General features: G+C 27.1%; 4 protein-coding genes. All 4 read right to left on the reverse strand.

Annotated features, from left to right (window positions below; translation table 11 throughout):
* Positions 1 to 190 precede the first annotated feature (190 nt).
* The 4 genes from nagA to Q0K52_RS14310 are packed head-to-tail and all read right to left on the reverse strand — an operon-like array spanning position 191 to position 7,408.
* On the reverse strand, positions 191 to 2,155 hold the full coding sequence (gene nagA / locus Q0K52_RS14295; RefSeq protein WP_297300556.1) for an N-acetylglucosamine-6-phosphate deacetylase: 1,965 nt from the start codon (positions 2,153 to 2,155) through the stop codon (positions 191 to 193).
* Between the two features lie 14 nt (positions 2,156 to 2,169).
* Entirely contained in the window at positions 2,170 to 2,943 is a 774-nt protein-coding gene (locus tag Q0K52_RS14300) for a 6-phosphogluconolactonase (protein WP_297300557.1), read from the reverse strand.
* Positions 2,944 to 2,978: 35 nt separating this feature from the next.
* The gene (locus tag Q0K52_RS14305; protein ID WP_297300558.1) at positions 2,979 to 5,738 is read right to left on the reverse strand and encodes an RNA polymerase subunit sigma-70; all 2,760 of its coding nucleotides are present in this window, start codon (positions 5,736 to 5,738) and stop codon (positions 2,979 to 2,981) included.
* A 26-nt stretch (positions 5,739 to 5,764) separates the two neighbouring features.
* Positions 5,765 to 7,408, reverse strand: coding sequence for a hypothetical protein (locus Q0K52_RS14310; protein WP_297300559.1), 1,644 nt, complete (start codon positions 7,406 to 7,408; stop codon positions 5,765 to 5,767).
* Between the last annotated feature and the right edge of the window lie 202 nt (positions 7,409 to 7,610).

Consider the following 7,610-nt stretch of genomic DNA (forward strand, 5'->3'; position numbering starts at 1 on the left):
TCTAGAAATTTAAATTATAAGGAATACCTTCTTTTTTTAAACTAAAAGTGTGCAATATCTATGGCTCTTAAACATATTTGATTAAAGTGTATTTTTTGTTAATTTTAAAAATTATATATAATATATAAAAAAGGCTTTACTTAAAAAATTAAGCAAAGCCTCATAAAATTACTGAATTAAAATTTATAGTTTAAGCATGAGTTACCCATTCATGGTCATAATTATATTCTTTGTAGTTACCTTTGAATACAACGCCTTTTACTACTAATTTTTCATCTAATATAACTAAATCGGCAATGTATCCTTCTCTTATTCTTCCGTATTTATCATCTATGCCCATAACTTTAGCAGGGTAGAGTGATGCCATTTTCAAAGCTTCTTCTACTGTAGCACCAACTTCATTAACTACATTTCTTACAGACTGACTCATAGTTATAGATGAACCGCCTAAAGTACCATTATCATCTATAAGTCTGTTTCCGTCTCTATGTATTTTCTTGCCTGCCCAAATATATTCTTTAATTTCTGGAGCAGCAGCCGGAGCTATAGCATCAGTTACTATACATATATGACCTGTTTTCAATTTGTATGCAAGTTCCACTGAAGCAAAATCACAGTGTACACCATCACATATTAAACCAGCATACATATCTTTAGTTTCAAGTACAGCACCAACAGCACCCGGCTCTCTTGAACCCCAAGGACGCATAGCATTGAATAAGTGAGTAGCAAAAGTTATACCATAAGGTATTTTTTCTTTTATTTCATTATATGTTCCGTTTGTATGTCCTACAGATACTACTTTTCCGCCCATAGCAAATGCTTCTATAACTTCACCATTAACCATTTCTGGAGCAACAGTTACCATTACGCATTTTGAAGCATTGATTTTTTCTACCATATCCATATTAGGCTCTCTTATGAATTTCTCATTATGAATACCTCTTTTTTCATGTGATATATAAGGGCCTTCAAAATGTATTCCAAGAACACCTATTACAGACAAATCTTCTATATTATTGAATAGATCTATGATTTTCAACATATAGTCGTCGCCGTTTGTAATTACAGTAGGTAAATATGAAGTACAGCCGTATCTCTGACAAACTTCATTCATATTTTTTAATGTTTCAACAGAAGGATCAGCATTGATGTCGTATCCTCCTATACCATTAACTTGTAAGTCTATATATCCAGGAGCAACTATTTTTCCGCCTAAATCTATTCTAGTTATAACAGCATCAACATCTATTTCTTTTTCTACGCTTTTTATAACATTATTTTCTATAACAATACAATGTCCGTCTATAAACTTTTCACCATCGAATATTTTGATATTTGTAAGAGCATAATAAGATTTATAAAGACCTTTAATAAGTTCTTTAGGGTGTAAACTTTTGCTTTCCAAACTTTTAGCATATTTATAAGTTTTTACTCTTAAGTCACTGCTTGATTCTTCGTCAGCAACAATGATAAGTTTTTTATGTTCCTGTAATACTGAAGTAGGGTAGAATTGGCTTATAGAACCTTCAACACAATGAGATAATGCATCGGATACATCATATCCATTTGCCATAACAAGCACATATTTAGCATTGAATGCTTCTTCAAAACCTAAAGTGAAACCTTCTTTTGGGAACATTTCTATAGGCATATTGAATTTTTTAGATTCATAGCTTCTTATTATTTCACTTATTTTTTTATCTCTTACACTTCCGTCTAATGATGAGCTAGGTGTATTAAGTAAGAAGCTTCCATCTTCTGCTAATGTATCTATTAATAATGTTATATTTCCTAATTCTTTTATTAGATTAGCCATTCTTTTAGCTTCTTCTTTTCTATTTGCAACATTACTGTCAAATAAATGTACATTTTCTCTAGGTATATCTATAAACTTTAAGAAGTTATCTTCTAAATATTTTTGCGATATATTAGAATCTATATATTCACCAGATGAAACTATATGTATATTTTTAAATGATACAATATTGTCATTATAGAAAGATAAAAGTTTTTGATAGTATGCTTTATTAACATATCTTAAAGGAAAAGATAATACGAATGGTTTATCAGTATCTGAATAATCTAATATACATTTTACTGTGTAATAAGCAGCCCATTCATAAACACTTTCATTTGTAATAATGATTCTCATATCTATACTCCTTATTATTTTATATTTTTTTGTATTTTCATAAATACTGTCTGACTTGATAATCTTAAAGAAGATTCATAATCAGCTATTACTGTAACATCACTATGTTTTTGCAATTTACTTAATGGAGATGAATTGCTTATTCCATGTTCTAAACAATCTCTTAAAGAGCAGGATTTTTCTATTCCAGATGATGTTAATAAAACAGTATCTACTATATCTATAAAGCCCATACCCATACTGAATACAGTTGTAGGTACTTTGTTTTTATCTTCAAATCTGTCTTTTATTTCATTGATTGAATGTTCGCTTAAAGTTTTTACTCTAAATAATGTTGATAACGATGACATTCTTTCATTACCTGCTGAAGTTGAATCTGCAGTAAGTGAGTACCATATAACATCAAATCTTCCTATTTTATTTATGATTTCCTGCTGTTTATCCATTTGAGTTTCATCTTTTGTGCCGTCAAATAGAAATGCATTTTCTTCAGGTATATTTAATTTTGAAATTAGATTTTCTTTCAAAAAATATGCTTTACTGTTCTTATCATTTGGATCAATTCCCATATATTCTGATTGCTGAAATATGAATATGTTTTTAAAATTGATTTTATAATTTTTAACATTTTCTGCTATAGCATTATAAATATCTTTTGTATCATATTCGCTTGAAACAGATATATATAGCTTTTCTTTTCTTTCCTGCTTCTTTTCTAAGAAATGCAGTATATGTTTTGCTGTGAATGCAGTATAATCTTTATATGAATCTGCAATATATATATTCATAATAAGTCCTTAAATTAGTTTTTAATGAACTAACATTAATCTGAACTTATTATAACACTTTCCCTACTTTCTGTATATACTATATTGCTTATTTTATTTGTACTGTCTATTGGCTTTTTATAATTTTCTATATTTATATTATATAATTTATTGCCTGAGTTGAAACTTAAATTAGTATCTGAAAAATTATTAATACTAATACTTGTATTTAGAATATTTCTTCTCATACCAATAGGTACATTATTTTTAGGCATTGTAGTTACTATTATCCAAGGTTCAAATCTTTTAATATTCTTTACAGTGGATACTTCAGCTCTATATAATGTGGTTTTATCTATATTAGTTTGAACTATATTGTATTCTAATTCATTGCTGTCTAATATAGTTATGTATGTAGATGAATAATTACCATTTATAACGAATCTGTTATTATTATCATCAAATGTTATAGGAAGTTTAGAATTTATTCCCCATTTATATTTATATCCGTAAACATGATATTCTCTAGTAATATCAGGCAAAGCTTCTATATCTTCTTTTATTATTAAGATATTAGGCTTTAGATAATAAAATCTTCTGTCATAATTTTTTAAGCTAATATCATAAGTATATTTTTGATTTGCTTTTTCATGAACATAGAACATTTTATAGTAATTAGTTATATTTTCTATATATGAATAGCTTCCTGTATTTTCTTTTATTTTATAATCGTCTATAGATATATTATTGTGGAATTCAGCATTTTTAAATAATTCATAATTATTTGTATTGAAGTTATATCCTAATTCATCGATTATAGCATCTCCATAATTATAATAAACAAAACTCATTCTGTCATTATGATTAAGTCCGAAAGAATCATCTGCATTTCTTCCTTTAGCGTAAACTGCCAAATATGGAGCATTGAGAGCTTTAATATTTTCATTATAAATTGCAGTTTGTATTTTTCTGAATAATGAAGTTTCAAATTGGAAATTTGGATTTGAAGGAACATTATCTTTTAGATAGAAATTATTCCATATTAATGCATAAGGTAAATATTTTGTACCTACTGCTTCACTTTGACCAAATACAGCATAATTTTTATACAAAGGATCTGCATACATTTTGCTTAGAAGTTCCATAACTGCACTTCTTGCTCCAGTATCATATCTTAATTTACTTCTTTCATCTACAGCACTATAACCTATAGGTAAAGTTCTTCCAGAAGGATAACCTACTATAGATAAATATTTTCCTATGTTTCTGAATGATTCTAAAGTGAATGCATCAAATATTCCAACATTTTTTAATGTTAATGCATAAGTTAATATAGGAAGTATAGTATCAAATGATTCGCTTATAGATGATTTAAAACTTCCGTCTTTTTCAAACATAGAAAATATCATGCCATTAACATAATTCATTGCAAAATAATGCCAAGTTCTTATCTGATCCTGATTTACATTTTCATTAAGCATATTAATAGCGATTAAGCCTAATGTAGTTATGTATTTTATAGTATCTTGTTTTCTATAGCAGTCTGGATTTGCAACTATATAATTGTAGAGAGTTTCTCCAAATTTTATGAATTCTTGTTTCATAAGTACTATTTCTTCAGGAGAAAAATCATCATACATCAAATCAAAAGGCATTAGTAAAGAATTAGCTAATATATTAACAGCATCTATTTCTGAATAATTTTCTATATTAGTTTCATCTAAATTTACTATATCTCTTATCATTTGCTTTATTTCATACTTTAATAAATTATTATTAGGCTCAAATGCTGCCTTTAAAGACATTAACATAGAATGAGCTGGTAATGTTTCAAAAGCTAATTTATTTGTATCATCAGTATTGCTGTATGAAATATTATTTACAGACCATTTTCCTGTACTTGAAGAAGTATATAATTTGAATGCATTTATATTTCTAAGTAAAGTTGAAACTTGAAGTCTGTTTACTCTATATATTAAATCATATAAAATACCAAAAGTTTGTTTATCTATAAATACGAAAGGTCTTTTTATATTAAAAGTTTTATTAGTTATAGGTATAATTTTTGTACTGCTGTCATCTATAAAGAAATGATAAATACGTCTTAAATTAGTATCTCCGTTTTCATCGAATGCTATATACCATTTACCATTTTCTAATTCATTTGTCATTGAAAAGAAACTATTATTTCTTAATGTATATTCATAACGGGTAGTAAATGATAATTCTTTTGATACAGATATTCTTGTTAATGTAGTTTTTTTATTAACCATTATAAATGGAGGATTGCTTTTAGCTATATGTCCGCTTTCCGGAAGTATTAAAGCTAAATTTTCTCTGCCGGCTCTTTTATCTTCATTTTCTGTTATTGCTACTTTTACAGTGTCTTTTGTATCAACATTTCCTACACTTTCTATACTAACAGATAATGTATCTATCTTATCTTTTTCTAATGGAGGATTAAAATTAGTTGCATATAAAGTTAAATTTATGTTTCTGTTTACTAATGGATTTTTTATTAGAAGTGACTTTTTTTCTCCATTTTCATCAACTTCTATATTTAATTGTATAGGTATATTATCTGTATCTATATTGTAAGTTAATATTATACCATTTTGTGTTTTTACAGATTTACCGTATTTTAGGGATATAAATTTAGGATATTGTTTATTATATTCGGGATAAGAAATTGTATATGAATTATCTCTTTTATCATAAATAGCTTCTATTTCCATATTGACTATTCTTTTCTTAGAACATGATAATATAAGAGTCATTACCAATATAATGTATGTAATTTTTATAATTTTTTTCATCACTATTTTTATATCCTAATTTATAATTATTCCATTCTAACTCTATGCAAACCTCTTAAATAGTAAGTAATATCTTGAATATTCTTATCTATCATTTGTTTATATTCATCAGGTATATTTTGATCTCTAATAAGTTTAAACATTTCAAGACCTTCCTGTAAGTTACCAAATAAACTTATTCTTGCTGCATTTCTTAATATCTTTTTGTATTTTGAATAATAAGTATTTTCAGGCATATTATCAAAACCATAAGTGATTACAAGCTTTTTCTCATAATCATCAATATCATCTAAAAGCTTCATTCTCATAGTAGGAGTTTCACTAGCTGGTCTTAATTGGCTTTCCGGCTTAGCTAGTTTAGCACTTTCTTTAGGAGCTTCAACTTTAACAGTGATATTTGGCTGCTGTCCTTGAGGTGCAGCTTGAGCAGGCTGTGCAGATGCATCTTGAGGAGACGCTACTATAGTTTGTCCGCCTGCAGGAGGAGTATATCCTTCATTTATTTCTACACGGCTATTTTCTATTTTATCTATTATAGTGAAAGGTCTTTTACTTAAATTTTCATCTTTTGTGCTGTCAGAATCTTCCAATCTATTTTCAACTAAATTTTCTAATTCTTCAGAAGCCTTGTTTAATCTATCTTCTCCTTCTGAAATTATAGGCTTAACTTCTGGTTCTAAATCTTTTTCAAGCTCTTCTCTTTCTTTTTCCTTTTGCTCTCTATAGTCGTCCATAGCGGCACATAACAAAGTAGCTAATTTTGTTATGCCTTCTTCTGTTTTAGCGTCCATATTGGATAATAAACTGCCGTCATTTTCTTCATCATCATCGCCTTCAATATAGCTTTTTCTCATTGTAGAAGCTATGTCTTTAGCTGAATTTTTAATGTCGCCTCTGATTTCTTTTAGCTTTTCTTCTTCTTTCTTTAATAATTCTCTTTTTTTATCTAAAGCTTTTGATTCTTTTTCTATTTGTTTTAATATTCTTAAATTTTCTTTATACTGTTCTTTATCTTCTTTTGATAGTTTATTTGTATTTTTCTTAGCATTTTTTAAATCAGATACTGCTTCTTTTAATTTAGCTTTTAATTCTTTCTTCTCCTGTTCTGATTCTAATAACTGCTCTTTTAATGCTTTTATTTCTTTTAAAGCTTCTCTGTCGGATTTTGCAGTTCTTGAGGCAGTTTCACTTTTTGATTTTAATGCATCTTTTGCTTTTTGTTTTAATTCTTCATTTTTTAATTCTATTTTTCTTTTTTCTTCTTCTAATTTTTGATTAGTTTTTTCTAATTTTTCTAATCTTTTTTGAAGTTTATTTATTTCAGCATTATTGCTTTGAGTTCTAGCAGGTATTGATTTTTTTGATTCTAAATCTTCTATTATTTTTTTGTATTTATCTTCTATTTTCTTTTTTTGTATATCAACAACTTTCTTATATTTTTGATTAAGTTCTGCTATTTTGGCTTCAGATTGTTCTAACTTTAATTTTAATTCTTCGGATAATTCTTTATATGATATTCTGCCGATTCTATTTATTTCTGCTGCTTTTGCTGGTTTTTCAGATTTTTTTACTGTTTTTACAGTTGGTTTAGCAGATGTTTTTGCAGTTTTTTTGGTATCTAATGCTTTTTTATTAGTTTGTTTTTTTGAAGTTGTTTTTTTTACCGCCATTATAAAGTACCTACCATTATCTTATAATCCTTATTTAGGATTAACGGAAAAATTCTAAATTTAGTAAGAAAAATATTTTTTCCTATATATAAATAATAACAATTTAAGTATAGAAATTTAATAAGTTTTTGCACAGGAGCCAGACATATTGCATTAAGTATTCCTTAGTTTTTTAAAGTATAACATAGGTGTATCATAATTT

Origin of the sequence: uncultured Brachyspira sp. (genome assembly GCF_944390845.1) — a bacterium.
Taxonomy (GTDB): Bacteria; Spirochaetota; Brachyspiria; order Brachyspirales; family Brachyspiraceae; genus Brachyspira; species Brachyspira pulli.